Source organism: Oligoflexus sp. (assembly GCF_035712445.1).
In the GTDB taxonomy this organism is placed as follows: Bacteria; Bdellovibrionota_B; Oligoflexia; order Oligoflexales; family Oligoflexaceae; genus Oligoflexus.
On the sequence record NZ_DASTAT010000033.1, the window covers coordinates 1 to 26,465 of the forward strand.

General features: G+C 54.6%; 21 protein-coding genes and 2 tRNA genes. 15 read left to right on the forward strand and 8 right to left on the reverse strand.

Features of this window, described 5'->3' with window-relative positions; all coding sequences use genetic code 11:
- Both VFO10_RS06965 and VFO10_RS06970 read right to left on the reverse strand, forming a co-directional pair.
- Nucleotides 1-496: response regulator (locus VFO10_RS06965; RefSeq protein ID WP_325138436.1), on the reverse strand; the 496-nt coding region annotated here is incomplete at its 3' end.
- Nucleotides 497-701: 205 nt separating this feature from the next.
- A tRNA-Pro gene (locus VFO10_RS06970) sits at nt 702-778 on the reverse strand.
- 198 nt (nt 779-976) lie between these two features.
- Between VFO10_RS06970 and VFO10_RS06975 the strand changes: the two genes are divergently transcribed.
- The 7 genes from VFO10_RS06975 (at nt 977) to VFO10_RS07005 (ending at nt 11,078) form a co-directional block, all read left to right on the forward strand.
- Nucleotides 977-1,780: a hypothetical protein gene (locus tag VFO10_RS06975; RefSeq protein ID WP_325138438.1), complete on the forward strand. Its 804-nt coding sequence runs from the start codon at nt 977-979 to the stop codon at nt 1,778-1,780.
- 205 nt (nt 1,781-1,985) lie between these two features.
- The gene (locus VFO10_RS06980) at nt 1,986-3,206 is read left to right on the forward strand and encodes a lytic transglycosylase domain-containing protein (protein WP_325138440.1); all 1,221 of its coding nucleotides are present in this window, start codon (nt 1,986-1,988) and stop codon (nt 3,204-3,206) included.
- 1 nt (nt 3,207) lies between these two features.
- Nucleotides 3,208-3,933, forward strand: coding sequence for a hypothetical protein (locus VFO10_RS06985; RefSeq protein ID WP_325138442.1), 726 nt, complete (start codon nt 3,208-3,210; stop codon nt 3,931-3,933).
- On the forward strand, nt 3,896-6,214 hold the full coding sequence (locus VFO10_RS06990; protein WP_325138443.1) for a hypothetical protein: 2,319 nt from the start codon (nt 3,896-3,898) through the stop codon (nt 6,212-6,214). Before VFO10_RS06985 ends, VFO10_RS06990 begins: the two co-directional genes overlap by 38 nt.
- Nucleotides 6,207-9,287, forward strand: coding sequence for a hypothetical protein (locus tag VFO10_RS06995; RefSeq protein WP_325138445.1), 3,081 nt, complete (start codon nt 6,207-6,209; stop codon nt 9,285-9,287). Before VFO10_RS06990 ends, VFO10_RS06995 begins: the two co-directional genes overlap by 8 nt.
- Complete coding sequence (locus tag VFO10_RS07000; RefSeq protein ID WP_325138447.1) at nt 9,287-10,441, forward strand: tetratricopeptide repeat protein; 1,155 nt, start codon at nt 9,287-9,289, stop codon at nt 10,439-10,441. Before VFO10_RS06995 ends, VFO10_RS07000 begins: the two co-directional genes overlap by 1 nt.
- Before the next feature lie 100 nt (nt 10,442-10,541).
- Nucleotides 10,542-11,078 (forward strand): response regulator, encoded by a 537-nt coding sequence (locus VFO10_RS07005; protein ID WP_325138449.1) that lies wholly within the window; start codon nt 10,542-10,544, stop codon nt 11,076-11,078.
- Here VFO10_RS07005 and VFO10_RS07010 read toward each other — a convergent pair.
- From VFO10_RS07010 to VFO10_RS07020, 3 genes are read right to left on the reverse strand one after another with little or no spacing between them, the layout of a single operon-like run.
- Complete coding sequence (locus VFO10_RS07010; RefSeq protein ID WP_325138451.1) at nt 11,053-11,814, reverse strand: helical backbone metal receptor; 762 nt, start codon at nt 11,812-11,814, stop codon at nt 11,053-11,055. The genes VFO10_RS07005 and VFO10_RS07010 overlap by 26 nt on opposite strands.
- Nucleotides 11,811-12,248, reverse strand: a complete 438-nt coding sequence (locus tag VFO10_RS07015) for a hypothetical protein (RefSeq protein ID WP_325138453.1) — start codon at nt 12,246-12,248, stop codon at nt 11,811-11,813. The genes VFO10_RS07010 and VFO10_RS07015 overlap by 4 nt, the downstream gene beginning before the upstream one ends.
- Before the next feature lie 15 nt (nt 12,249-12,263).
- Nucleotides 12,264-12,713 (reverse strand): NUDIX domain-containing protein, encoded by a 450-nt coding sequence (locus VFO10_RS07020; RefSeq protein WP_325138455.1) that lies wholly within the window; start codon nt 12,711-12,713, stop codon nt 12,264-12,266.
- Nucleotides 12,714-12,830: 117 nt separating this feature from the next.
- Here VFO10_RS07020 and VFO10_RS07025 point away from each other — a divergent pair, with 117 nt between their 5' ends.
- Both VFO10_RS07025 and VFO10_RS07030 read left to right on the forward strand, forming a co-directional pair.
- Nucleotides 12,831-13,445, forward strand: coding sequence for a hypothetical protein (locus VFO10_RS07025; protein WP_325138458.1), 615 nt, complete (start codon nt 12,831-12,833; stop codon nt 13,443-13,445).
- A gap of 81 nt (nt 13,446-13,526) precedes the next feature.
- A complete protein-coding gene (locus VFO10_RS07030) occupies nt 13,527-15,290 on the forward strand; it encodes a cyclic nucleotide-binding domain-containing protein (protein ID WP_325138459.1) in 1,764 nt (587 codons plus the stop codon).
- Nucleotides 15,291-15,590: 300 nt separating this feature from the next.
- Here the strand turns inward: VFO10_RS07030 and VFO10_RS07035 are convergent, their stop codons facing one another.
- Nucleotides 15,591-16,772 (reverse strand): thiolase family protein, encoded by a 1,182-nt coding sequence (locus VFO10_RS07035; RefSeq protein ID WP_325138461.1) that lies wholly within the window; start codon nt 16,770-16,772, stop codon nt 15,591-15,593.
- A gap of 144 nt (nt 16,773-16,916) precedes the next feature.
- On the opposite strand from VFO10_RS07035, the gene carA reads away from it, so the two are divergent.
- From carA to VFO10_RS07050, 3 genes are all read left to right on the forward strand, one after another.
- Nucleotides 16,917-18,035, forward strand: coding sequence for a glutamine-hydrolyzing carbamoyl-phosphate synthase small subunit (gene carA / locus VFO10_RS07040; protein WP_325138463.1), 1,119 nt, complete (start codon nt 16,917-16,919; stop codon nt 18,033-18,035).
- A gap of 1 nt (nt 18,036) precedes the next feature.
- A complete protein-coding gene (carB, locus tag VFO10_RS07045; protein ID WP_325138465.1) occupies nt 18,037-21,354 on the forward strand; it encodes a carbamoyl-phosphate synthase (glutamine-hydrolyzing) large subunit in 3,318 nt (1,105 codons plus the stop codon).
- 265 nt (nt 21,355-21,619) lie between these two features.
- Nucleotides 21,620-21,964: a hypothetical protein gene (locus VFO10_RS07050; protein WP_325138467.1), complete on the forward strand. Its 345-nt coding sequence runs from the start codon at nt 21,620-21,622 to the stop codon at nt 21,962-21,964.
- Between the two features lie 61 nt (nt 21,965-22,025).
- Here VFO10_RS07050 and VFO10_RS07055 read toward each other — a convergent pair whose 3' ends face one another.
- Nucleotides 22,026-22,970, reverse strand: coding sequence for a hypothetical protein (locus VFO10_RS07055; RefSeq protein WP_325138469.1), 945 nt, complete (start codon nt 22,968-22,970; stop codon nt 22,026-22,028).
- 230 nt (nt 22,971-23,200) lie between these two features.
- On the opposite strand from VFO10_RS07055, the gene mnmH reads away from it, so the two are divergent.
- The 3 genes from mnmH (at nt 23,201) to VFO10_RS07070 (ending at nt 25,503) form a co-directional block, all read left to right on the forward strand.
- Nucleotides 23,201-24,256 (forward strand): tRNA 2-selenouridine(34) synthase MnmH, encoded by a 1,056-nt coding sequence (gene mnmH, locus VFO10_RS07060; protein WP_325138470.1) that lies wholly within the window; start codon nt 23,201-23,203, stop codon nt 24,254-24,256.
- On the forward strand, nt 24,232-25,269 hold the full coding sequence (selD, locus tag VFO10_RS07065) for a selenide, water dikinase SelD (RefSeq protein ID WP_325138473.1): 1,038 nt from the start codon (nt 24,232-24,234) through the stop codon (nt 25,267-25,269). Before mnmH ends, selD begins: the two co-directional genes overlap by 25 nt.
- A 157-nt stretch (nt 25,270-25,426) precedes the next feature.
- Nucleotides 25,427-25,503 (forward strand) — tRNA-Met (locus tag VFO10_RS07070).
- 30 nt (nt 25,504-25,533) lie between these two features.
- Here the strand turns inward: VFO10_RS07070 and VFO10_RS07075 are convergent.
- Nucleotides 25,534-26,465, reverse strand: a 932-nt coding sequence (locus VFO10_RS07075) for an Hpt domain-containing protein (RefSeq protein WP_325138475.1), incomplete at its 5' end; no start/stop codon positions are given.

Sequence of the window (26,465 nt, forward strand, 5' to 3'; positions counted from 1 at the left end):
GCAGCGCTTCCTTTTCCTTGTGACCGTGTTCATTTTCGACTTCCAGCTTGCGGCAAAGCGCACGGGCTTCATGGAGCTGGTCGATCAGGATTTTTCTGGTTCGGAAGAGATCGGCAAAGATAGCAACCTTGGCCTTCAGCACCGCCGGGTTCAAGGGTTTGACGATATAATCGACAGCACCCGAGCTATAGCCTTTGTAAACAAAGTCCATATCATCCGCGACTGCGGATACGAAAATGATGGGCGTATGCATATAATTTCGCGTTCCGCGAATGAGCTTGGCGCATTCAAAACCATCCATGCCAGGCATCATGACATCCAAAAGGACAACGGCAAATTCCTCGTTGTGCAAGCTTGCAAGAGCCTGGGCACCCGATGCGGCTTCGACCAAATGGTAATCCAGTCCGCCCAGAATCGCCCGCAGGACATCGAGGTTTCGCTGTTGGTCATCGACCAGGAGGACCGGGACTTTTTCCTTGGGTTGTTCTAGCAGCATGTCGAGCCTCCTTATCAATGCCTTCAGGCACTTTCTCAGAAATGTATAGGCGACACCACAGCCACCCCGCAGAATGCAGTGCAAGAAGCGGGCAAAAAAAATGATGGTGCAAAATTTTTTTATGAAGGGCCGTAGCCAGGCAGGTGCGTCAAAAACTAAAAAGCCGAAGCACCAGGATTTAGGTACTTCGGCTTTTTTTCCCAGATGGTCGGGGCGACTGGATTCGAACCAGCGACCACACGCCCCCCAGACGTGTGCGCTACCAGACTGCGCTACGCCCCGACACTTGGGAGAATGCGTTTTTACTGCAATTCCGGGGGCCGATCAACCGGGAATTACAGGGCTTCACTAGAAAATCGGAACCTATTGACGCACTGAAAGACGAAGTTTGTGCGCTGAGAACGAAAAAATGTCGCCCCCATCTAGCCCCAGGACGCGCTGTCGGCTAAAAAATGACGGGCTATAAACCGGGAGATCCCCATGCTTCAAGCTTTTGCCTGGTTCATCACCATCCTTCTCACCTGCTCTGCCCCGCTGCGCGCTGCGGAGCAGAAAACCATGACCTATCCCAACGGGGATGTTTATACGGGCGAGTTCAAAAATGGCCAGCGGCACGGCCGGGGGCTCATGAAGTATGCGAACGGGCGCGAGTATCACGGTGAGTGGAGTGCCGATCAGCGTCAGGGTTACGGTGAGCAGACCTGGAAAGATAATCCGAAATATATATCGTACCAAGGATACTGGACGCAGAATCTTCCGAATGGCACAGGCAGGCTCACTTTCCGCTCGGGACAGATCTATAACGGAGGTTTCAAGGATGCACGCTTTCAAGGTGAAGGTTGGATCGTTTATCCCAACGGGGATGTGGAGCATGGGAACTACGTTCAGAATAAACGTGAAGGGGAATTCATCAAACGCACACCAGATGGCAAGCGCTGGAAGGAATTCTATGTTGGAGATCAAAGGAAGTCGGTGACGAAGTTGGAAGGGGCAACCCGGAATAAAGTTATCAATCGAGGAGCCTTCGCCCAGGAGCTGGATGACTCTCGAATTCCCATTGGTTTGAAAGTCAGAGGCTTCGGAGACAACACCGACCTTCCCCGCCTCGGCATTGAAGTCGGGGACGTGATCCAGGAACTCTGCGATTTGCGCATGGCAACAACCCTCGACTATCAGAGAGCCGATCTCATACTGCAGAAGAAGGAAAAACCCTGCACAGTGAAAGTTCTGCGCAAGGGCCGAGCTCTTACATTGAACGACATATACGGACCGTCAAAACTTTGACGCCCGGATGAGCATTCTCAAAAACCTACGCGCCCTGCCCGCAACTCAACCCCCTTTGCTCATTCTTCTTTCACAAACATCCCGCGTCCCAACCTGCTCAAGAGGCTTGACCCTCCTTTGGTCAGAAATTTGGCGGCCTGCCCAGCTCTGAAGAGCCTGATTAAGATGTACATAGGAGAATCACGCCATTCAGGAAGGTTGTGCCATGCGTCTCGCAACCGTAGCTTTACTCTTAAGCATCGCGACCTGGACCAGTCTCGGATTCAGCCAATCCGAGACCGAGATCCAGACCGTTGATTCCGATGCGACCTTTCCCGCCACACCTCTGGTGAAAGCGCAGTCGGAGTTTTGGATCAAGGTCTTCCGCCGCTATAAGAGTTCCGCGACCATCATTCATGATCCGGAGTTTGTCGACGTCATCATTGATGTGGTCGACTACGATAACTTCAAAAAGAAGTTCAACAATGGCCGCCCGTTCAATCGGAACGAAAAGCGTGAAATCCTGAATCGCTACGTCGAGCGCTATCAGATCGCCATCAACCGCCTGCAAAAAATCGGCAAAAAAGCCCTGGAATATGGCCCAATGGAGCAGCGCGTCCTGCAGGTCTACAGCAAACGCAAGGAAACCCTCTCGCGTCTTTTCACCGAGGAAATCTATCTGCGCACCCAGCAGGGTCTCGCCGATGAATTCGAACGCGCGGCAGACCGGGCCAATGTTTATCTGCCCTATATGGAACGCATCTTTAAAAACCGTGGCCTGCCCCACGAGCTGACACGCATTGCGTTTGTGGAATCCATGTTCAATCGAGAAGCACTCTCGAAAGTCGGAGCCTCAGGCGTCTGGCAGTTCATGCCGGATACTGCGCGTCTTTACATGACGGTGAACAGTTACATTGATGAGCGCCGCTCACCCCTCAAGGCATCCTATGGTGCTGCGATGCTTCTGGAGCAGAACAATAAACTCCTGAAAGCCTGGCCTTTGGCCATCACCGCCTATAACCACGGCGCAGGCGGCATGCAAAGAGCCATTCGCACGGTCGGCTCGCGCGATCTTGATGATATCATACGCCGCTACCAGGCCGGCAGCTTCGGCTTTGCCAGTCGGAATTTTTATAGCGAGTTTCTGGCTGCGAGACAGGTTTACAAGGACCTTTATGAAAAAGAGAAAGTGGCCCATAAAAACCCGATGAAGATCGACCACATCCGCCTCGACCGGCCCGTTTCGGTGCATCAGCTCATCACCAGCACGCCCCTGAATCAGGACGTTTTGAAAGAGTATAACGCCTGCCTCCTGCCCAAGTCTTTTGCCAACAAACATCAGCCCCTGCCGGTTGGCTTTGAAATTATCGTGCCGCAGACCATGTCGGATCAGGTCCGCCGATCGCTGAAGACCATGCGCAACCCCACAGTGGCGAGGGGGAATTGATATGCAAAAGCTTCCCGTCCTCCTGATCACAGGTCTTCTCTGCCTCGGCGCCTCGGCCCCCAAGCGCAGCGAAAGCACGGAAAATATCCTCGATCGCCTGGAACGCAAGCTGATGGAGCAGGAGGCGGCAACCCTTCGCATCACAGCGCCTCCGCAATCGGGAAACAAAAACAGCAAGGCCCCCGTTCAGCGTTTCGATATGCCCGCCAGTGTCATGGCCGCGCCTCTGCCGCATGAATCCGGCTTTGATAGCATAGCCAAGGACCTTCGTGAGCTGGAGCAGGACGCGGATGAGCTGTCGGGTCAGGTTGAAAAGCTGAAAGCTGATTTTCTGGCCATGGCCGACAAGGGCAACTTTGTGGAAATCAAACTCGTGATTGATGATCCCAATGCCATGGTCGTCCGTTCCATGGCTCTGACCATCGATAAGCATCCTGTCTATGAAACGCAGGATCGCGAAGGTCAGTGGATACCGGGTCCGGAAGTCCTGCTCTACGCAGGCCCCATGGAACCCGGAACGCATGAGCTGAATCTGAAAGGCCGCATTGTACGCCGCTATGAAAGCAACGTGCCGCTCGATCAGAATCTTTATCATGCCTACGATCAAAATCTACAGGTGGTGGTCCCAACGGGAGCTTTCCGTCAGGGTTATCGATTGAAACTCGCGAAACCTGAAAAGCAGAACATCCATGCCCAGGCTGTCTTGGAAAACTATCAGATTCCCTAAGAAACGCTGTTCCGCGCTTCTTGCCCTGCGACTCGGCTTAACGGGTCTCGCCGCGCATTGGCCTTCACTTCATGCCGCGGAAATTCGTGATGACCTGCCCCAGGCCATCATGCAGCTTCAGGAACGCATGGAAGCCTTGAAGGCCTCGGAAGACAAGGAGCCCATGGGCGTCGTTCTTCATAGCGTGGATCAGGCCTTTACGCTCGCGGAACAGAATCTCAAAGACCGTGAATACATCGCTGTCATTCGCAACCTCAACTTTGTTTTGAATCAAGCGCCCCAGCTGCCACAGGAACGCTATATGCGGGCCCAGTATATGCTGGGTTCCGCTTATGAAGAACTGAAGCAGATCAGCCGCGCAGGCAAGGCCTGGCTTCGCTATCTCAGCAGCTATACGACGCAAAAAGGCGACGATACGCTGCGGCTTCTGGAAGTCATCCGCCGGGTTCTTCTGATTCAGGAGCAGCTCGTCGAAAGTCAGAGAGCCCAGCTGCAAAGACTCCTGGCCGATATCACGGCCCTGCAGATGGCTCCCGAGATCCGCGCAGAAATTCACCTCCTGGCTGCAATTTCGGCCATTCATAATCGCAACTATCGACTGGCCGACAGCTGGCTCGAAAAAGTCCGATCGACCAAAGCTTCGGAAAGACTTTGGGCGGAAGCCTCGTTTTACGCAGGCATGAGCGCCATGCAGCAGGGCCGGGAACAGGACGCCGAAAAACTTTGGCTGGAAGTCGCAGGAGCCGAGGGCGAATCCCTGATCATGATCCGCGACCTTGCGTCCCTCAATCTGGGCCGACTCTATGCGGCGCGTAAAATGCCGAAGAATGCCGTGCAGTGGTATGCAAAAGTTAAATTCCCTGGCCTGACGAGCCGTCTCGCGGCCTATGAAGTGACCTTGCTTCTGGCTCAGAATCAGCAGTGGGCCGAGGCCAGTCAGTTCGCTCAGAGTTACATCAGCAACTATCCCAATACAGAGGAAGCCTTTGACCTGAAGGAAAGGCTGCCGCTTTTTCTGTCCCAGGCGGGGCATCTTGATCTGGCGGAAACCCAGATGCGGGATCGCGATCGTGGCCTGACGGAACTCAAGGACTGGCTTGAAGCCACAACGCGCGGCCGTCTTTCGATGGCAGGCTCTGACCTGAAGGACGTCGATGAACATATCGAAGTCTATGCGATCAGCTCACCCACGATTGACCGTAGCCGTGGACTCTTTCAAAAACTCGACTACCAGGCGCAGATTCTGCAGGAGCATCGCAATGAACTCCGCAGCATGATGCTGACTCTTGGCCGGGTCCTGGATCCCGATCTGCGTCCGCGCGTTGTGAATCAGAACCGCCAGCTGAATCTGCTGCTTGATGAATGGGCCCAGGTCGGTGAGCGGCTGATCGCCGGTGAACGCGAACTTTATGGCAATCAGCTCGCGGCCTCTGAACTCGTGACGCTCGACCGTTCCCAGGCCCGTCGGCTGAAGCTGAAGGACATCAGCCAGGAGTGGCGCAGAAAACCCTCCACGGTCTGGCAGGATCTCAGCCGCACGTCCCTCCGCCTTGGTGAACTGGCCAGACGTCTTGAAATCCATCAGGCGGCGCTGGCTCCCATCCTTCTGAAAGGCGAGAGCACCAATCACAGTAAGCTTTTGGAACAGGCCCAGTACAGCAAAGACCTGCGCAATCAGATCGCCTCGCTTCAGGCGCGGGCCCATGTCCTGGTTGAAAAGCATCGACGCACGATGCTGGCTCAGCAGCTCAAGGACTCGCCTTATCAGTTGACCCGCAAACGTCTTCTTTTGAATGCGCAGGAATTTTTGGATGCGGAGGCCATCTTCTCGCGCCGCCGTGATCAGTTTCATCACCCCATGAAAAAACATGCGCAGGAAGACTATCAGCTGACCTGGAATGGTTTCCGCGCGGTGGCCGGCCAGGTTTTGAATTATATTCATCAGCAGGAAAAAAAGGAAAAAGACTGGCTCGATGCGCAGCTGAAAACATTTGATCGACTCAATCAAAAGCTTTCGGAACTTCGCGGGCGCGAGCTGGAATTGGAACGTCGACTTGGGACTTTGTCCGGCCAGGCCTGGCCATCGGTCATGGATCACCTGAGCTTTCATATCAATGAGCAGCAGGCACGGGCCAAAAAATGGATGGCCGATCTGCAGTGGCAGCGTTCCCTGAATCAGGCTCAAAAAAGGGCCGAGCAAACACGAGAACAGGAACGCAAGGAAACAGATCTTCAGGAAAGCCTGAAGGATCTGGAACTGGAGGGGGCATTGCATGAATAGTAGCCGCTTTTTAACCCTATGCGCAGGAGTGCTCCTGTCTCAGCTGATGCAGGCTGCCGAGCTGCGCCCTGAAGTTCCCGACCCGGAATCAGTGCAGGCTTACAGTCAGTTCTGGCTGTCCTTCGATGACTACGAAAATCATCGAAGAAACAGTGAGCAGAGTCAGAAGATGGGAGCCTGGGATCAGATTCGCCAGGAATTTTCCTATCAGGATGCGGCGGCCCGTGATCGCGAGCTCGACCTTCTGCAGGAAGCCGCAGCACGTTACAAACTTCATCTGGAAAATCATCCGCAAGCCGGCAACGCGCCTTATGTAAAACTGAATCTGGCGCAGATTCAGGCCAATATCGCCAGTCTCCGTGATGAGCAGAGCCCCAAATCCGGTGATGCCAATCGCAAGATTGCCCTCACCATCCTGGCTGAAATCAGCAAGGAGCACCCCGGCTTTGCCCTGCAGGAGGAATCGCAGTATCTCAGGGCCACCCTTCTGGAGGGCCTCGGACAGAATGAAACAGCCTTCACCATCTGGCAGTCGCTGGCGGCGAAAGCCCGCAACTCCATCTTCGGCGTCCATGCCTTCCTTGCTGTCGGCGATCATTATTTTGCCAAGGAAAAACCCCTGGACGCTTTGAAAGCGTATCGCAAAGGTCGCGGACTTTTGCAGGGCCTTGAGGTGAAGGACAAGGACATTGAGCTGCTGCGCTTTCAGTATCGCATGGCGTGGGCTGCCTATCGTTCTGCGGAACTGGAGCAGTGCATTGCCACCGCTGTCGAACTTTTGGAACCTGGCCATGAATTCCGCAATCTGCGCGTGAAGCAAAAAGTCGAAAGTGATGCCGTGGAACTGGCCGGTGATGCCCTCTTTGAAAAAGATGATATGCCCGCGATTCGTTCGACGCTGCAGAATAAACTGATTCGTGGTCATGCGGCCGCCATCGGCCTTAGGATCATGAACCGGCAGATGGGCCTCGAAAACAAGGAAAAGCTCTTGGAGATCGGCCCTTTCCTGGTCGAAAACTATCCAAAAGCCAAGGAAATGCCTGAAATCCTGATGCTGCTCGCGAATGTCTACAAGGAGCAAAAGCAGGAGGAACGTTACCTTGCGACTCTGGAACGTCTTTCTCTCCTTCTGCCCGGCAACAGCCTCTGGCGCAATCAGCAGCAGTCCGATCCGCAGACGATTCAAAACATGGAAGAAAAATCCATGGCGGCGACCCAGCTCCTGGCCGCGCAGTCCTATGAGCAGGGCATGGTGCAAGGATCACCCGCGAGTTTCAAAACCGCGTGGACTTATTACGACAACCTGATTCGCAGCAAACCCCAGCATCCCGAAGCGGAAACCTGGAAACTGCGGCGCGCGCATTCGCTTTATTTTTCCGACCAGTGGGCCGAGGCGGACAAGGCCTATGAAGCCTTTAAAAATGATCGTCAGGTGACCGCGGCGAACCTTGAAGTGGCATCCTATCAGCAGATCCTGGCTCGGGAAAAAATCTGGCGCCAGTCCCTGCAAAAAACCGCGTCCCATCGCGGGACGCCTGGCAAGGATCCACTCGTTATTGAAAAGCTACGGAAGCTGGAGCAGGGGATCGACGAGTTTGCTGACCGTTTCCCTGGGCGCCCGCACACAGTCGATCTTCTTCTTCTGGCAGCGTCCGCCAATCGTGATCTTAATAATTACGGTGAAGCGGAAAAATACTGGAGCCGCTCCCTCCTTTCCGAGCCATCACCCGGGCAAAGGACCCTTGCGATTCGTGGACTCGTTCAGGCGCGGATTAAGAATGGTGCGCCCGAGGACATCGTGGCTTTGACGCGTAACTATCTGAAACTGGAAAACTGGAATGAACTCGGCGCCGGTTTCGGTGGCGAGCTGAAAGGCGTCCTCTCCGCCGCGGCCAAGGACGCGGGAGAAAGCCTCAATAAGAAGGGCGAAGTCACGGAAGCCGGTCGCATGCTGCTGAGCCTGGCCGAAGAATTTCCCGATCTTCCCGACTATGACAGCATCTATCGCGATGGCGCCTATTATCTGGCCATTGGGGGAGCCTGGGGTGAAGCTCAGAAAGCCTCGGAAAAATATCTGGCGAAGAATGATCGGCCCAGGTCCGCAGATATGCTTTATTTAAAGGCCCGTTCGCAGGAATATCAGATGCGTTTCAGGGAAGCGTCCCACACCCATTTGGCCCTGGTTGAAAAATTCCCGCGCTATAGCCGAAGTCCTGGCAGCATTCAGCGCGCCGAGGATCTTGCGGTTGCCGAGGACGAATACAAAACCGCGGGTCGTGCGGCGATGCTGGCCGTTCAGTATCAGAAAAACCTCGATGGTCGCTATGCTGCCTATGTGCGCGCCTCGGGGCATTATAAGCAGACGCAGGCCTGGGACCAGGCTCTCTTGGCTTTGAATGAAGCGCAGAAGATATCCCGTCAGCCGGGAACCAAACTCAAAACCAAAATGGAAATTGCGCGCCTCATGCTGGCCAAAGGGGATCGTGAGGAAGCTGCGAATCTTTATCGGCAGCTGGCTCAGGAAACCGCAAGGCGTCAGGAGAATATCGATAAATCCACCTTCCAGGCCATAGCCGGTGAAGCGAACTTCCAGCTCGCGGAATTTGAGCGGCAGAATTTCGAAGCGATCGCGGCCAATCCCGAAGACGGCATCAACTCGCAGAAGCTGGAAGAAAAAGGCCTGCGACTTGAGCGAAGCCTTCAGTACTATGCCAAGGCCATTGCCACCCAGGATCCCGAGTGGGCTACTCGTGCTCGCTATGGAGCCGGTCAAACGGCTGAAAAAATGAGTCAGAGTCTCCGCACGGCCCTTGCCCGTCGCGACCGTTCGAATGATGGCGATTCCCGTTCGCTTCAGGATCAGGCGCAGCGCTGGCAAAGCCTGGCCCAGGAGTACTTCAGTCAGAACCTTCTGGCTCGCAATAAGGAGCCTCATCGCTTTAAAGACAGCATCTGGATCGAAAAATCCGCCATGAAGCTGTCCGGCATGGCCCCAGGTGGTCCCAAAACGGAAGAGAAAACCGAAGTTCCTGCTTCGGTTGGAACGTCCACACCTTACATGTGGAGTCACTGATGCGTGCATTATTAAGTTTGACCCTGGCCTGGACTCTGGTCGGCTGTGCCACGGAAGACGACAAGAATACTTTGGATGTGAATCTTCCTCCATCCAACCCCAATGTCCTGAGCATGACCCAAAAGCCTGAGTCCCTTGATCCGCAGCAGATTTTCAATTGGCAGCGATTTTACAAAAAAGCCCCAACGGCCCAGGATCAAAAGGCCATTGCCACCGCCGTGGAAGCCGCACCGCCGGTTACGATCGCCGATCGCCTTCGCCAGGCACGCAATGTCATGGCCCTCGGTCGCCGTCAGGAGGCCCGCCGCATTTATGAAAGCGTACTGCGCGATGATGCCGATCAGCTCGATGCCCAGCTGGAGCTGACTCATCTTTATCTGGCCGAAAATAATGTTGAGCGCGCCTTCGACTATCTGACGTCCATTCGCAAAATCCTCGGCGGCATGGAAAAGCCGCCACTGGATCAGACCTTTCGTTATCGCTATGCGCTGGCTCTGACTTATATCCAAAGTCAAAACCGCAAGAAAGGTCACGAGATCCTCACCGAATTGATGGAGCGCGACCCCACCTTCCTGCCCGCCTATGGGGCCCTGGCCCAGTCCTATCTGGAGCAGGAGAAGCTGGATGTAGCTGAATTCATTGCCAAACGAGGCCTCGATAAAGGCCCGGATGAACCGCGTCTGACCAATATCCTGGCCGTCATCGCCCTGCGCAGAAATCGTCTGGATGACTGCAAGGCCTGGCTGCAAAAAACTCTCGCGCAGAATCCAGACTATGTGCCGGCCCTTATCAACCGTGCAAACCTCGCCATTCAAAGACGTGAGTATGCGATCGCGGAAAACGATCTGCAGCGGGCCACGACCCTGGAGCCTTTGAATAGCGAAGTTCAGATCGCCCTCGGCCTTTTGATGAAACGCACAGGACGCATCAGCCATGCGAAGCTTGCTTTGGAGAAAGCGGTCGAGCTGGATCCCCAGAATGCCTTTGCCCGCTATCACCTGGCCGTCGTGCTGAGCGATGATTACAAGGACCGGACGGGCGCCCTTCAGCTCTTCTATGATGTTCTGCAGGCCGACGAAAAATATTCGGGGCTTAAGAATATGGCAAAAGTCCAGATCGAAGCCATACGTGACAGCCGCTTGTACGAGCAGTGAGAGGGACCGTTTTCGGGTATGCGCATGGGGAATTCTTAACTTCTGTCCCCGGCTGCCGATAGAAAAAACGATCCTCTTGTGTTCTTAGGTAGGAGCCTTTATGACTATTCAGGATCGTGTCTACAATCGTTCATCCTATATCCTCGTGGTCGACGACGATGACACGCTGCTTAAATTTTTCAAGATTCACCTGAATAAGTTTTTCTCGCGCGTGATTGTCGTCAAGAACGCGCAGGAGGCTATCGACACTTTGAAGGACAAGGAAATCGACCTTGTCATCAGCGATATCAAGATGCCTCGCATGGACGGCATTCAGCTGATGAAGAAGGTGAAGAACCATGATCCTTCCATCCCTGTGTTCCTGATCAGCGGCGCGCTTCTGGACGAAGATCAGCTCATGGCCGTGGATTCCAAGGCGGATGGCTATCTGAAAAAACCCTTCTCGATCGACGAGCTGCATGACTTCATTGATCGCGGCATGCAGGTGCGCGACAAGTATAAAGAGCTTTTGACCATCGTCGGGGATAAGAAGAAATTTCTGGAGCTTATCCAGGGCAAACGTCAGTTCCGCTTCATCAAAAATGAAGATGATCGCGTGAAGGCTCAGCAGATCATGGATTCGCTGAAGGCGGGCTGAACTCCTTGAGCCAGACCGCTTCCTCTTTGCCGAGCTGCTCCAGTGCCACCCGTGTTCGCGTACCAAACCATGACAGCATCTGACCATCGATTCGAGCAAGGCGCGGGGCCAAAGGCCACTGGGCCTTGAGCCTTTCCGCATCCCGTCGGCGGAAGGGATAGGGCTCGCTGCTCATCAGGATGATATCCGCATGGCAGGCGGCCATGGCTTCGATATCAAGAGCAGGATAGCGCTCCCCGCCCTCATAGGCGTTCACCCAGCCCAGGCTTTCCAGAGTCCGTGAAATATAGCAGTCAGGCCCGGCTATCATATAAGGGTTCTGCCAGATCAGATAAAGAAAGCGCCGTGAAGGCTGACGCTTCTGGGCCTTCAGAAGGCTTTCAATGGCCGCTGCTTCCTTCTCCGTCTCGCATTCCAAAAAGCGCCCGATATCCCGCAGCATGCCCGGCACATCCTCGGGCCCCTTGGGAAAGGTCACAAGGGTCGGAATCTCCCGCGCCAGCTCCAGTATGGGCTCGCGTGGATTTTCCTCCTGGTTGCAAAGGATATGCGTGGGCCTTAAAGAACGAATCAAAGACACATCAAAATCTTTCGTGCCGCCAACCCGTGTGGCCGTGCGATGAAGATCCCGCGGCTCGACACAAAAGTTCGTGCAGCCGATCAGCTGATCCCGCAGTCCCACATCGCAAAGGGTTTCACTCAGACTCGGGACAAGGCTGATGATCCGGCGATTCATACGCTCTGCCGCCGCATGAGCTTATAAAAAAGAGCTGCGGAATGCGTTCCAAGACTCACCAGAGCCATCGAAAGGCCCACACCGATCGTCAGACCCAGCGCATCAAACGAATCGCTGGGACCCGCAAAGGCCCGCATGATCATGCCGGGTCCCATGGCCAGCACGCCACCGAAAAGACCAGCAGTCTGCAGCTCCTTCCAGCGCAGGGTGAGCGGCGAATAGGGCAGCGTCAAGCCCAGGGCGATATGCAGAAGTCCGAAGAGATTGCTGTGTCCATGCGAACTCTGCAGGAGAGTCATCTCCCAGGTATCCAGTTGTTTCAGATCATGCAGGAAGGCTTGCGTCATGTCGAAGGAAACGAAAGCCCCGGCGCAGGCCGCGAAGAAAAGGACGAAGAAACCAAGGGCCATATTCAGAATGGAAAGACGCGACATGCCGAGGCTCCTGACTTAGGAGAGTAAACCCATAGCTTTGAGGCCGGTGCGATACGCGGCCTGTTTCCAGGTTACTATACCCCGCACCAGAAGGTCAGGCTGCATCCATTTAATATCCCGAAATTCGCCATCCGCGATTTCCAGATTGGGCGCGCCATCGGGCAAAAGCTCCAGCAGATACCAGGTCTGCTGCTGGCCGCGATATTTGCGGGCTGGTCCGCTGTCCATCTCGGGCGGGAATTCATAGCGAATCTGCTCGGCGAGTTTATGGATGACCTTCAAACGATCGGTGCCGATCTCTTCCCGCAGTTCGCGAAACAGAGCCTGGTCTGCCGATTCTCCGTCGTCGACGCCTCCCTGGGGCAATTGCCAGGCGCCTTTCGCATCGGAGCGCTCACCGGCCAGAACCAGACCGTCTTGATTTCTTATCACGGCCACCACACAATCTCTGTAGGGCTTTGTCATCTTGCTCTCCTTGAGCGCCAATTGTTTGACGACCCTTACGAACTCAGAAGTCCGTGTTACACTCATTACGTGGGCGAGCTTATCAGAAATTTGTGACCTGGAAAACAGGAGACAACAATGAGTGGTCTGAAGAAACTCACAGGCCTTTTCGTATCCGGCCTCCTGGCTCTGCTGGCAGGCACACAGGCAAAAGCGGCTATGAACATCAGTCTATCGGGTTCGTCGGAGGTATCCAATGCGGCCCTGGAACGCTATAAAAGCAATTCCATCAGCGCCAACGTTTCCCTTGGGCTCGGCGATCATTTTCAGCTGGGCCTGACCCATAGGCGCTCGTTCGATAACAAGGTCGGTCTGAAGCGCGCGGAAAACGCCGAAACCAAAGCCCTGGAATACCTGCCTTTCGAGGACAATGGCATCAGCACCACCAATTCCATGGATCTGACCATCATCCCCTATAACGGCGTGATATCACCGATGGTCTTTGGCGGTGTGGCGCGACGCGATTACTTCAACGAAATTCAGTTCATGGGCAGCCGTATCGTCAGCCGGCAGACGATGTTCCCCATCCCCAACTATGGTTTCGGGACAATCATACAATTGGGAGCAGGCATGCACCTGAAGATTACCCAAACCTATTCCCCAGGGGTTCAGACAACCCTCGAAGATGGCGAGGAAATCAGCCGTCTTGTCAAAGATTCCTACACCCAGATCTGGCTCGGCTACCGTCTCTGAGCCTTCTTTTCGCTTCCTGAATTGTCTTAAATTCTTCCGCATTTGTCCGATACGGATGAAAGCGCGGAGGAATTTTTATTCATGCGGGCGACCACTCTCATAGCCGCCTTGGTAATACTTCTGGGTATTCTGTACCTGGCCTGGCAGCTTATTAATTCAAACCTTGCCGGTCGTGCCCGGCGCGATCAGAAGAAGCGGAAGTCCGACCGCCGTCGGCTGTCGCGTGCGGAAAAGCGCGCCTATAAATACGCTCAAAAACTTTATCAGGAGGGCAACTTTCGCGGTTGCGCCAAGATCCTGGAGCAGCTCGGGATGCTGCGGGAATCCATCAATATCCTCGAAAAAGCCGGCCTGATCAAGGAAGCGGCTGATGTGCTGATCCGCATTCAAAGACCGAACCGGGCCGGTTTCATGCTGGCCCGCTATGGAATGTGGAAAGAGGCCATGGACTGCTATAAAAAAGCCAACATGCCTTTGGAAGTGGGAAAATGCGCGCGTGAGCTCGGCGATCTTCCGACGGCCATTCCCTATTTCGTCGAAGCCGGTGCGACGCTGGAAGCCGCCGAATGCTATCTGGAACTCGGCAAGCATCACGATGCCGCGCGACTTTTCCTGCGCGTGAAGGAATTCGATCGCGCCCTCGATCAGTATATTCACCTTGTGGATAGCCACCCCGATATCGACAAGATTGATTTCTCGGAAGAGGAATTGAGTTTCATCATGCGGAAGCTGATCGAGGAGAAAGTCGACACCCGCCTCGCGGACATCCTCGTCGCCCGAAAACGCATGGTCAAGCTGATGGTTGAACTCATTCGCAATAACAATCTCGCCTCCGCGAGTGCTGCTTATCTGAGGAACACGAGCGACATAGGTCCCGAACTGATCTCCTATAAGGACTTTTCCCGCGATGAGAACCTTCTGCTCGGAGCGCTCTTCAGCAACGTCGGAGCCTATGAATACAGCGGAATGGTCTATGAGCGCATGGCGGAATTCGACAAGGCCGGCGAGTCCTTCGAAAAGGGCGAACTCTTCGAGCGCGCGGCTTATTGCTTTGAAAGGGCCATGAATAAGACCAAGGCCACGGAAATGCAGATCATGTCCACCCAGCGCGGGACACGCAATATCACCAACAGCAAGGCCGCCGCGGCCGCACAAAGTCCGAGCAAGCCACCCGAGCCGGCCAAGCCCAAGGCGCCGCCGAAACCGAGCAATCCTTTTTCCATTCAGGATACGTCCACCGACGCTCTCGTTCATGCTGATGTGCATGCGCGTATGGAACTTAAGGGTCTGAATCAGGCGCAGCCTCAGGTTCCGTCACCGACCGACGCCTATTTGAAACAAACAGCCATGGTGGACCCGCCCAAGCCGCCAGTAAAAGCAGGTCCGGACAGGGCCTACAATTGGGATGCTTTTCTGCAGGCGGAATTTTTAGTGGACCTCAGCACACCCGAGCAGGAGCTTTTGCAGGATATATGCAAGGCGCGTGAATATCCCAAAGGCTCGGTTATTTTGGAATTCGATCACGAGCCGATCGGTATCTACTTCCTTCTGCGCGGCACCATAAGCGTCTGGAAACGCGATGCCAGCGGCAATGAATTCGAGGCCGATAAGCTGGAAGAATCCGATACCTTTGGCGAACTTTGGCTTCTGATGGACCAGGCGTCCCGCGTTAAATTCGTGGCCCAGAGCACCGTTCAGGTGGGCTGGATCAAGCGCGCGGATTTCGAGATGCTGATGGATAAAAATGGAGCGATCGCCAGAAAACTATACAAACGCTACGCCATGCGCCTTGTCATGAAGCTGGTAAATGACCAGAATCAAAAGACCAATCGCGTGGCCTCCTGAAATCTTCCCTATGGCATATTCCCTGCTAAATAAGACATGACTGAACTTGAAGCTGATCTGCTGCTGCTCTAATGGAAGGGAATCGCTATGGAAAAGATCGTGTGCATGTGTCACCCCAAGTATGATGGCAAGGACAACCCGGATCTTCGCTGCAAGGCTTGCTGTACGATTTTTGTTAATCGTATCAAAGAGTTAAACTCGAAACGGGCTCTTGACGTTGCCACCTGGCTTGAAGGCAAGAGCACCGCTCGCCGGAAAACAGGGTCGAACTGATTCCGACCCTCCGTGCCTGGAGTTGGGTCACACCAACTCCACGATCACCCCGCTCGCTTCACCGCCACCGATACAAAGCGTCGCCAAACCACGTTTGCCACCCCGTTGTTTCAATCCATTCAAAAGAGTGACCATAATCCGCGCGCCCGATGCTCCAATGGGATGACCCAGGGACACCGCACCACCCAGGGGATTGACGTTCGCTGGATCGAGATCAAGATCGCGAATCGCCGCCATGGCGACCACGGCGAAGGCCTCGTTGATTTCAAAGATATCAATATCCTTGGCTTTCAGATTCGTCTTATCCAAGAGGCGACGAATACAACCAATCGGTGCCGTCGTGAAATGCGCAGGATCCTGGGCATAGGACGCTTGGGACACGATACGCGCCAGGGGTTTCAGATCATGCTTCAGCGCCGCCTCTTCCGACGTCAGAACGAGCAAGGCCGCACCATCATTGATCGAAGATGCATTGGCCGCAGTGATCGTTCCATCCTTTTCGAAGGCGGGACGCAACGAACCGATGCGATCGAGGTCAGCGGCAAAAGGCTCTTCATCGAGTTCGAAGGCCTTGGTGCCTTTGCGATCGGCGACCTGCACCGAGACGATTTCCTCGGCGAAAACACCCGATTCGACGGCTTTGCGCGCCCTTTGATAACTCTGCAGCGCAAAGGCATCCTGCATCTCGCGAGTGAAACCATATTCCTTGGCGCAGATCTCGCCGCAGTTGCCCATCGCTGTATTATTATAAGGATCCCAAAGGCCATCCCACTGCATCGAATCCTTGGCTTCGATCGAACCATAGCGATAGCCGGTGCGGGAATTCATCAGAAGATGCGGCGCGAGGCTCATGTTTTCCTGACCACCGGCGAAAATAATATTCGCATCACCAAGACGAATCGCTTGATCAGCCAGCATGACCGCTTTAATACCGCTGCCGCACACACGACCGATCGTGGTCGCGCACACCGAATGCGGGAGGCCACCGTACAGCGCTGCTTGCCGCGCGGGCGCCTGGCCAACACCAGCCGTCAAAACATTTCCCATGATAATTTCATCGACTTCCGCGCCGGTGAACTTCAATTTCTTCATGGCATCAGCGACCAGAGCAGCTCCCAGACGTGGGGCAGGCGTCGTGGAAAGCGAGCCACCGAGCTTACCGATGGCTGTGCGACTGGCGTAAGCTATGACAGTTTGTCTTTGTTTCATCAGCGTGAACTCCTCGTCAATTCTGGAACGATTCTCAATTGTCGCAACTCGTCCGTGAAAGCGGACTAAATCATAGCCAATTCATGGTGAATCGGCTATGTTCGAGCGCAATTTTTTAACCTGTGTGTCGAGGTCAGTCAAACCATGCGCCAGAAATGTAAACTCGTCCTCTCCGATGGCAGTAGCTTTCAGGGGGACCTGATTGGAGCCCCGCTCCGGGCTAGTGGTGAACTTGTTTTTACGACGGGAATGGTCGGTTATTCGGAAGCGATAACCGACCCTTCTTATTTTGGGCAAATTCTTTGTTTCACCTATCCATTGATCGGCAACTATGGGATCCCGGATCTGCCCAAAGGTCTTGGCCTGCAACTGCCATTTCCCAGCGGATTTGAAAGCGCTCGCGCCAACGCCGCTGCGGTTATTCTGACGATTGACAGTCCTGAGGTCTTTCATTGGAACAGCTTTCAATCAATAGATGAATGGTTGAAAAACCAAGGTGTGCCCTGCGTGGTCGGACTCGACACCAGACATTTGGTGCATCTCATTCGTTCGCAACCCAATCTTCTGGGTCGCATCGAACCGGAGCATGCCGAAGGTTATCGCGATATGGGAGCGCTCACGCCCAAGTCGCCGAATGCCTTCTTTGATCCAGGGATGAACAATATCATGACCGAGGTTTCGGTCAAGGAACGTGTGAGGCTCGGCAAGGGCAGTACGCGCGTGGGACTTGTTGACTGCGGCGTAAAGTGGAACATCATCCGCCAGTTCATCAACTTCGGTTGTGAAGTGGAGCTTCTGCCTTGGGATACTGACCTGAGCACCGTCGACTGCGATATGTGGCTCCTTTCCAACGGTCCCGGCGACCCAACGCGAACCGGCGACCTTACGCAGCAGGTGGAAAAACTTTTGCACGAGGATCGGCCTGTGCTTGGCATTTGCCTCGGCCATCAGATCCTTTCTCTCGCGGCCGGTGCCATCACCCGTCGCATGCCTTATGGTCACCGCAGTCATAACCAGCCTGTCTATGAATGCGGCACAAGGCGCGGTTACATCACCAGCCAAAACCACGGCTATGTCGTGGAAGATGCGTCGCTGCCCGGCGAATGGGAAGCATGGTTCCGGAATGTCAACGATCAGACGATCGAAGGCATTCGCCACAAGACCAAACCTTTCCGCTCTGTGCAGTTCCACCCGGAAGCTTCCGGTGGTCCGCGTGATACATCCTGGATCTTTGAACAAATCCTGGCGGAGGTGAAAAAGTAATATGCCCCTTCTCAAACAACTGGCCGATCTGGGACGCGCTCCCAAAGTTCTTCTGCTCGGATCCGGCGGTCTTTCCATCGGCCAGGCAGGCGAGTTCGACTATTCGGGAACCCAGGCGATCAAGGCTTTGATTGAAGAGAAAATCGAAGTCATCGTCGTGAACCCCAACATTGCAACCGTGCAAACCAACCCAATCCCCGGCGTTAAAGTCTATCTTTACCCGGTGGAAACGGAATGGGTCGAGAAGGTCATTCAAAAGGAAAAACCGGACGCCATCATCGCCGGTTTCGGCGGTCAAACCGCACTGAACTGTCTGATGTCTCTGGATGATGCCGGTATCCTGAAAAAATATAATGTTCTGAACCTCGGAACTCCCGCTGCCGTTTTGCGGCTGACCGAAGACCGCGATGATTTCGCGCAGAAAATGCGTTCGATCAATATGCCGGTGCCTTCCAGCTTTGCCTGCGAAACTTTGGAATCCGCCCTCGAAGCAGCCAACACCATCGGCTATCCGGTGATCGTGCGCGCTGCCTTCGCCTTGGGTGGTCTGGGCTCGGGCTTTGCGAACAATGATGAGCAGCTGAAAAACCTTGTGCAGCCGGCGCTGGCGTCCTCGCCTCAGGTGCTCGTGGAAAAATCGCTCAAGGGTTGGAAGGAAGTCGAATACGAAGTGATGCGTGACTCCCAAGGGAACACCATCACCATCTGTAACATGGAAAACTTCGACCCGCTCGGGATTCACACCGGCGACTCGATCGTCGTGTGTCCCAGCCAGTCGCTTTCCGATGACGAGTATCAGATCCTGCGGAATGCTGCGATTACCATCGTCAACTCCCTCGGGATCGTCGGTGAGTGTAACGTTCAGTACGCCCTGGATCCGAAGTCGCTCAGTTTCTTCATCATCGAAGTGAATGCGCGTCTTTCGCGTTCGTCCGCTTTGGCTTCGAAGGCTTCCGGTTATCCGATCGCCTATATCGCCGCCAAGGTTGTGCTCGGTTACGATCTTTTGGAGCTGAAAAATCCTGTGACCGGGATCACCTACTCCTTCTTCGAACCGGCTTTGGATTATGTCACGATCAAAATGCCTCGCTGGGATCTTTTGAAATTCCAAGGTGTGAACCGTAACCTCGGCTCGACCATGAAATCGGTCGGTGAAGTCATGGCCATCGGCAGGAGCTTCCCGGAAGCGATTCAGAAGGCGACGCGGATGGTCACCGAACATCCGGAAGGTCTCAGCATGCTGCGTCCGGCCATCTCGGATCAGGAACTCATCGACGAGCTTTCCGCTCCAACGGACAAGCGGCTTTATGCAGTGGTGGAAGCCTTCCGCCGCGGCTGGTCGATTGAAAAGGTCGCGGAACTTTCAGCGATTGATAAATGGTTCCTCTATAACCTTTTCCATATGATCAAGGTCGAGGATGAAATCCGGACTTTCGGCACCAAGGGCGACAAGTCCCTCGGTCTTGAGCAGTTTGTGATTCAAGCCCTCAACAAGGTGGACGGCGAGAAGTGGCGTCACTGGAAACTCCAGGGTTTCGGTGATGAGCAGATCGCAGCCGTTCTTCTGCGCGCGGCCGATCGACCTGCGGGTTCGACGGAAGTTCGCAAGGCCTCAATGATGGTGCGGAAGCTTCGCCTCGAATTCGGCGTCAAACCCGTGATCAAAAAGATCGACACCACGGCCGGCGAATATCCTTCGCCTTCGAATTACCTTTATATGTCCTACGGCGGTCTTTTCTCGGATCCGCTGCCGGATGATCACAAGGTCTTCTCGGCTGTCGTCCTCGGTGGCGGTTCCTACCGCATCGGGACCTCGGTGGAATTCGACTGGTGTGCTGTCAGCTGCTCACGCAAACTGCAGGAATCCGGCTGGCGTTCGATCATAGTGAACTGTAACCCCGAGACGGTTTCGACCGACTACAACAGCTCGGATCGTCTTTACTTCGAAGAACTCTCGCTGGAGCGCATTCTCGATATCGCTGATGTCGAGCGTCCTGTCGGTGTGGTCTGTTCGATGGGCGGTCAGCTGCCCAACCGTTTGGCCAAGCCTCTTTCCGATGCCGGTCTGAAACTTTTGGGTCACAAACCTGACAGCATCGACCGCGCTGAAGATAGAAACCGCTTCTCGACCCTTCTGGATGACCTTGGTATCGGTCAACCGCTTTGGACGGCGGCCAAGGATAAAAAGGACGTTCAGAAGTTTATCGAAAAGGTGGGCTTCCCCGTTCTGATTCGTCCGAGTTATGTGCTCTCGGGTGCCGCGATGAGCGTCGCCTATGATGATGAATCGCTGCAGCTCTGCCTGGCCAACGCCACCGATGTGTCTCCGGAACATCCTGTTGTGATCTCCGAGTTCATCGAAGGCGCGCGTGAAATCGAGTTGGATGGCGTCGCGAAAAACGGCGAGATCCTGACCGCGATCGTCAGCGAGCATATTGAAAACGCCGGTGTTCACTCCGGGGATGCAACCCTTGTTGTGCCGGCGCAGAAACTTTACGTGGAAACTGTACGCCGTGTGCGGAAAGCAGGCCGGGCCATCGCCCAGGGTCTGAATCTGAACGGCCCCTTCAACATGCAGTTCCTGGCCAAAGAAGGCGACATCAAGGTGATCGAATGTAACGCGCGTGCCGCCCGTTCGTTCCCCTTTGTGTCCAAAACTGTTGGCCTGAACCTTGCGGATGTTGCCACCGATGTAATGATCGGCGGCAAACCCAACCTCGCCCGCTTCAATGAAGATGATCTGCCTTACGTCGGTGTGAAAGCCGCGATGTTCAGCTTCAAGCGCCTCGGTGGTGCGGATCCCATCCTGGGCGTGGAGATGGCCTCGACGGGTGAAGTCGGCTGTATCGGTGAAAACGTTGATCATGCGCTTCTGCTCGCGATGGAAGCATCGGGTGTCTATCGTCCGGAAAAAGGCGTGCTCGTCAGTTCCGGTCGTGAAAAGGAAAAACTCCGCTTCCTTCCGGCTGCCAAAATTCTGGTGGACCTCGGTATTCCTCTGTTCGCCACCAAAGGCACAGCGAAGTATCTGCAGGATCACGGTTTCCCCGTCACAGCCCTCGATTGGCCGGGTGAAGGTCCCAACGATGTGATCCAGGCCATCAAGGATGGCAAGGTCGACTTTGTGATCAACATTCCGAAGAACAGTCAAAGGGGTGAGCTGACCCGGGGTTCGCTGACGCGTCAGGCGGCGGTGAAGTTCGGTTGCTCGCTTCTGACCAACATGGAAATCGTAACGGCTTATATCCAGGCTCTGGATCGTTGTCCTGAGTTCCTGGCAAGACATGAAGTTCTTTCGCTGCCGAGCTATCGCAGCTAAGCCCTGAGGGCTTTGAGCTTTGAGGAAAATTGGGCCCTGATGAAAGTCGGGGCCCTTCATTCTTACCTTTTCCCGCCTTTTCGAAAGTTCCCAAAAAATCAGAAAAACTGGATCAGCGGCCAGGAAATTAGGGTCTTCTTTTCCCCTTTTGTTCCGGGATCTTGCAGAGCCCGCTGGAGTCCCGGGTGAAGGCCCCGATAACTTGATATGTATGGAGCAATGCAGCAATGAAGGTGGGGCAGGAGCCCTGAATTCAGGAGGACGTATGACACTGCAAACTATCCGTAAGATTCTCTTCACCATGATGGCCCTGTTTGCCCTCGATGCTTTTGCCGAGGAACAGCCCTCCAGGGATTGCGGCACGAAACAAACCGCACAGCTGCCCCTGGATCGAAGTGGAGACCTCGGACAGCAGGCGTCATCCTCACTTGGACAGGCATCGACGGGAATGGCTCAGGGCCTTTTCCAGAACGCAGGATTGAATCGTATCGCCGGTGAAACCAACGCCTCATGCTGCAGAGTCTGTCGTAACAGCCAGGCCTGCGGTGATGATTGCGTGAACTGGTCGAAGATTTGTCATGTCGGACCAGGCTGCGCCTGCCAACAGTAAGCGCACCGTCCCGTCCTTATGTGGCCCGGATCATCTCGTTAGGATCCGGGCTTTCTTATGTTCAGCGTCCGTGACACATCACGCAGCCGAAGTTTTGATTCGCATAGACCTTATCAAAAGCGCTGGCATCCGGTGCAAAACCCTTCCAATACGCCATGTACTTATCCATATCCGCGAGCGGCGTCTCGACCAGATGCTTATAGGACCAGGCATCATATCCAGGTGATTTCCGTGCCTGCTCCAGATAATAAAGAGTTTTCTCGCGATCCCCCATGCGCGCATAGGCCTCGGCAAAGTGAAAGCTCAACCCCGGACGTGCGAAGGGCGCGTGCTGGGTGTTGTCGTAACAGAAATCCGCGATATCATCGGGGCAGGTCCAGCTGTCCATGAATTCTATGGTTTTCTGTGGAAGGCCCGTATTCATGGGAAAGCCGATCGTAGTGCCGGAGAGTGCCAGGATATTGGTCGGATAATCCTTCAGGATTTCAAAAGCCGGCAACGCAAGGGCCGTGGCTTTCTTCCAGTCGCCAAAGACAGCAGCCTTCGCCATCACGATGGTATCCAGGAATGTGTCGTAGGTTTTATTTTCAGTATCGAGTTTCTTCGCAGCCTGAAAATCTTTTTCCATGCCTCCGAAGAGAAGATGCTCCATCTTCGCATTTTCAAGCGCCATGGCCAGCCGCAGATAGCCACGCAAGGCCAGGAGGCGGCCTCGTTTGGGTGCGTCCGCACTCGAAGCCGTGAGCGACATGATCTGGCCCAGTATCGTTTCCGCATCCTTGCGCGCCTTGATGCGACCATCGGAGAATGCATGCCAGAACTCGTGCTCGGCGCAGCTGAAGAGAGTTTCCTGGGTCTGTTTCTGCAGCGGTAGTTCACAGCGCTGATAAGGACTCGGGATTTTCGGCTCTGTTTCCTCGCGAGCCTTGGGAAAGGACGGCAAGGCCCTCAGTGATTCTGCGCAGAAAAATGACAAAAGAACGCTGAACGTCAGCATGAGACGCATGATTGGCTCCTGTATCGCTTTGAAGTTTGTATACAGGTATCAATGTTTGACCACAGGGGGAAGAGCTTAATCCTGCACTTTAATTTTTCTCAGCGCTTCCTTGTGCGTGAAAACAAATGGACCCTAATTTCACCTAAGGCATTTTGCAGGGATTTCTTGCGGCAAGAGCCCTTGCTTTTTTAAGGAGGCGGCTGCAAAACTGGTCCCAAACGTGAATGGGGATGGCAAGCGTGACACAAACTATTTCGGCCTCCGAAGCACTTGATAAACTTTCTGACTCATCCAGTGATCTGCTGGATGTGCGTTCGGAAGGTGAATTCGCCGCGGCCTCTATCCCCGGTTTTCATAATGCGCCTATTCTTCGTAACTCAGAACGTCAAGAGGTGGGCCTTTGCTATAAGCACCGTGGTCAGCAGGCGGCCATCGCTTTAGGTGAGCAGCTGGTGGGGCCGGTGCGTGAGGCACGCGTTCTGGAGTGGCTGGACAAAACCCGGCCTGGTGTCCCCGTGGTTGTCGCATGCTGGCGTGGGGGCCTGCGTTCCGGCATTGCCTCCGAATGGATCGAAGAGGCCGGACGTAACGTCTTTCGTGTCGAGGGGGGCTATAAGGCCCTTAGGCATGAACTTCTGGAGGTGCTCACGAGGCCGCATGAATTTTTCGTGATCTCCGGGCTGACAGGCGCGGGGAAAACGCGGCTGCTGGAAGCTTTGAGCATCAGGAATAAACTCAATATCGAAGGTCTCGCTGCGCACCGGGGCAGCAGCTTCGGACGCTTTATGAATCGACCGCAGCCCACGCAGGCGACCTTTGAAAATCGTCTGGCCCTGACGCTTAGGTCCTGTACGGGGCCTATTCTGGTCGAGGATGAAAGCAAGGTCATCGGCAGCCTGCATCTTCCCGAAACGATCTATACGGCCATGACGCAGAGTCCTTTGATCATCCTCGAAAGCAGTCTTGAGGAACGTTCGCGTAACATCTTTCAGGAGTATGTTGCGGATGTTCTGGAAGTCGGGACCGATCCCGATCTTCTGAAAGACACGGCGATGGCCAGCACCTATAAACTGCAGCGCCGACTCGGGGGCCTTTTGACCTCCAAGGTGATTCAAGGAATTCAAAATGCCTTCGCCAGTCATGATCCCGAAGCGCACAGGCATTGGATTGAACTCCTTCTGACCGAATACTATGACGTCCGCTATCGTTATTCCCAAGTTCATTCATCCCGCCCTCTGGCTTTCAGAGGAACTTATGAGGAATGCCAGCAATGGATCTTGAATCAATACGCTTAACCGAGACTGTTGTGAAAGGCGGCTGCGCCGCGAAGCTTCCTGCAGGTCAGCTGAAGCAGGTACTCAAGGCCTTGACCCTGCCCAAACCCCGGGAACTTATGATCGGTACCGAAACCATGGATGATGCCTGTCTTTGGGATTTGGGGGATGAGCGCGGGCTGGTGCAGACCCTCGATTTTTTCACGCCTATCGTGGATGATGCGCGTAGCTTTGGAGCCATCGCCGCAGCGAATGCGATCAGTGATGTGTACGCGATGGGGGGTGAACCGAAGATTGCCCTGACCATTCTCGCCTTTCCCACTGCAAAGCTGCCGTTTGAAATTCTGCAGCCCTTAATGGAAGGCGCGATGGAAGTCATCACCGCAGCCGGCGCGTGCCTTGCTGGTGGGCATACGATCGATGATGATTCCCTGAAGCTCGGTTTTTCCGTCACAGGTTTTGTGAACAAACATCAGGCCTGGAGCAATGCGGGCGCGCGTCCTGGTGATGCCTTGATATTAACGAAGGGCCTGGGTACCGGGACCATTACCAGCGCATTGAAATCCAAAAAAGCCGAGGCCGCCTGGGTCGAGGGCGCGATTCGCAGCATGTGTACACTCAATAAAACCCGTGATCTTCTGGGTGGGGCCACGATTCACGCAGCTACGGATATCACAGGCTTTGGTTTGGCCGGTCATGCGCTTCAGATGTGTCGGGCCAGTCGCGTGCGGGCCCACATTCAGATGAAAAATCTGCCGGTGCTCGACGGCGCCATGGAATGCCTGGAGCTGGGCGTTCTGAATAAGGCGCATCACTCCAATGCTTCATACGTGGCCGAAGCTGTCCATTATGAAGGCGTGAGTCCAGCCCAACGCTGGCTTACGGTCGACCCTCAAACGTCCGGCGGGCTTTTGCTTGCGGTGCCGCCTCACGAGGCCGATGCTTTGGTCGCACGTTTGCGGGAACGATTCCCCCTGGCGGCGCGTATCGGAACCATGACCCAGGGCGAGCCGGCCTTGGTTTTTGAAGCCTGATCCCAATCAAAAGGTCGCAGCCCGCTTCCACAATGACTGGTTTCATGAGCAATTCGACGCTTTAAGGAGCCAGAAACTTTAAAATAAAGGCCGAAGTGGGCTGCTTCTCCGTTGACAACATCCGGCAAAGCCTCTAAAAATGGTGGCCTTGGCTTGTGGCGAGGTAGCTCAGATGGTTAGAGCGCGCGATTCATAATCGCGAGGTCGGCGGTTCAATCCCGCCTCTCGCTACCACTTTCCTCCTGGACTTTCGTCCGTCGATTCTTATCCCGCAATAGTTTTGATTTCTTCCGTCTGTCCATGATTCCAGGGAATCTGAACGCGCAGAAGTGAGCCTTGTCCGCTTTCATTGGGCAGCAGCTCAATGCGGCCCCGATATTGACGACAGAGTTCGCGCATGGCAGCCAGACCCACACCGCGGCCGCTTCGTTCGGAAACCTCTGCGGCTGTGGATATGCCGTCCTCAAAAAGAAAATCCGTCCAATGCTGATCCGGTCCTGGCTGAAATCCTGCCTTTTGCGCCAGTCCCTTCACGCGCTCCATATCAATCCCATAACCGTTGTCACGCAGCTCCAGGTGAAGAGTCGCGTCAGCTTCATGCGCATGAAGCTGAATACGCACAGCGTCAGCGATCGCAAGACCCCTGCTTCTGGGTAAAATAAATCCGTGATCAACGCAATTGGCAAGAGCGTGAATCAGGAGTGAATTGATCAAACGCTCCAGCTCCTGATCCCAGCGGCAAAAATCGTCCTGGACCGAAACTGTTGTCAAGCGAAGAGAGGCCAATTCCAGGGTATTCTGAACAGAGCCCAGATGCCGGGACACGATTTCAAGCAGGCTCACATGGTCGGAGCGGCTTCGGGTCTTATCAAAGAAATGCCGCACAAACTTCATATAGGCATCGGCCGTGCTGAAGAAGAATGAAAGCACGTCCTCGTCATCAGGCTCCAGCCCTTCCTTTTTTATCCTGATCGCATCTTCCAGCTTATGAGCGGCCATGCTCAGATCTTTAAGACCAAGACTCCGGGCCACACCTTTGATGGTATGGATCAAACGCTGCGTATGAATCATATCCTTTTGATGCTTCAGGCCTTCCTTGATCTCGGGCAGCATGCTCTCCAGATCGCGCAGGAAAACATCCGCTGTCCGCGGGTTCAGGCGCAGGACCTCCTGACAACGCACATCGACTTTCTGCG

Bases quoted from the DNA above. Each gene is read 5' to 3' on its own strand.
- VFO10_RS07015 (WP_325138453.1), bottom strand. From the start codon at position 12,248: ATGTCGCGTCTTTCCATTCTGAATATGGCCCTTGGTTTCTTCGTCCTT.
- VFO10_RS07000 (WP_325138447.1), top strand. From the start codon at position 9,287: ATGCGTGCATTATTAAGTTTGACCCTGGCCTGGACTCTGGTCGGCTGT.
- VFO10_RS07005 (WP_325138449.1), top strand. From the start codon at position 10,542: ATGACTATTCAGGATCGTGTCTACAATCGTTCATCCTATATCCTCGTG.
- VFO10_RS07010 (WP_325138451.1), bottom strand. From the start codon at position 11,814: ATGAATCGCCGGATCATCAGCCTTGTCCCGAGTCTGAGTGAAACCCTT.
- VFO10_RS06995 (WP_325138445.1), top strand. From the start codon at position 6,207: ATGAATAGTAGCCGCTTTTTAACCCTATGCGCAGGAGTGCTCCTGTCT.
- carB (WP_325138465.1), top strand. From the start codon at position 18,037: ATGCCCCTTCTCAAACAACTGGCCGATCTGGGACGCGCTCCCAAAGTT.
- selD (WP_325138473.1), top strand. From the start codon at position 24,232: ATGGATCTTGAATCAATACGCTTAACCGAGACTGTTGTGAAAGGCGGC.
- VFO10_RS07030 (WP_325138459.1), top strand. From the start codon at position 13,527: ATGCGGGCGACCACTCTCATAGCCGCCTTGGTAATACTTCTGGGTATT.
- VFO10_RS06975 (WP_325138438.1), top strand. From the start codon at position 977: ATGCTTCAAGCTTTTGCCTGGTTCATCACCATCCTTCTCACCTGCTCT.
- VFO10_RS07025 (WP_325138458.1), top strand. From the start codon at position 12,831: ATGAGTGGTCTGAAGAAACTCACAGGCCTTTTCGTATCCGGCCTCCTG.
- VFO10_RS07035 (WP_325138461.1), bottom strand. From the start codon at position 16,772: ATGAAACAAAGACAAACTGTCATAGCTTACGCCAGTCGCACAGCCATC.
- VFO10_RS06985 (WP_325138442.1), top strand. From the start codon at position 3,208: ATGCAAAAGCTTCCCGTCCTCCTGATCACAGGTCTTCTCTGCCTCGGC.
- VFO10_RS07050 (WP_325138467.1), top strand. From the start codon at position 21,620: ATGACACTGCAAACTATCCGTAAGATTCTCTTCACCATGATGGCCCTG.
- VFO10_RS06980 (WP_325138440.1), top strand. From the start codon at position 1,986: ATGCGTCTCGCAACCGTAGCTTTACTCTTAAGCATCGCGACCTGGACC.
- VFO10_RS06990 (WP_325138443.1), top strand. From the start codon at position 3,896: ATGCCCAGGCTGTCTTGGAAAACTATCAGATTCCCTAAGAAACGCTGT.
- VFO10_RS07055 (WP_325138469.1), bottom strand. From the start codon at position 22,970: ATGCGTCTCATGCTGACGTTCAGCGTTCTTTTGTCATTTTTCTGCGCA.
- carA (WP_325138463.1), top strand. From the start codon at position 16,917: ATGCGCCAGAAATGTAAACTCGTCCTCTCCGATGGCAGTAGCTTTCAG.
- VFO10_RS07020 (WP_325138455.1), bottom strand. From the start codon at position 12,713: ATGACAAAGCCCTACAGAGATTGTGTGGTGGCCGTGATAAGAAATCAA.